Below are 208 nucleotides of genomic sequence, written 5' to 3'. Positions count from 1 at the left end.
TGTTCCCGTCGAACCGGACGTGTAAATGATATAAGCGAGCGAATCGGCATCCGCTTCTTCAGACACAGCCCCTGTCTCCGTCTCACCTGTAAGGGCAGAAAGAGACACTTCTAGCGTTTCGCCGGAAAAACCGGGAACGGATAATCCCGACTGTTGAAGCAGGAGACAGGCGCCGCTGTCTTTGAGCATATAGCGCAGCCTGTCCTCC

Annotated in this window: 1 protein-coding gene; it reads right to left on the bottom strand. The window is 54.8% G+C overall.

The window, feature by feature from the left end; translation table 11 throughout:
* Positions 1-208 (bottom strand): AMP-binding protein (locus Y79_RS01000000119870; RefSeq protein ID WP_032864735.1); only part of this gene is annotated, 208 nt, incomplete at both ends.

Source organism: Bacillus siamensis KCTC 13613, assembly GCF_000262045.1.
Taxonomy (GTDB): Bacteria; Bacillota; Bacilli; order Bacillales; family Bacillaceae; genus Bacillus; species Bacillus siamensis.
This window is presented reverse-complemented; position numbering and strand designations above follow the sequence as displayed.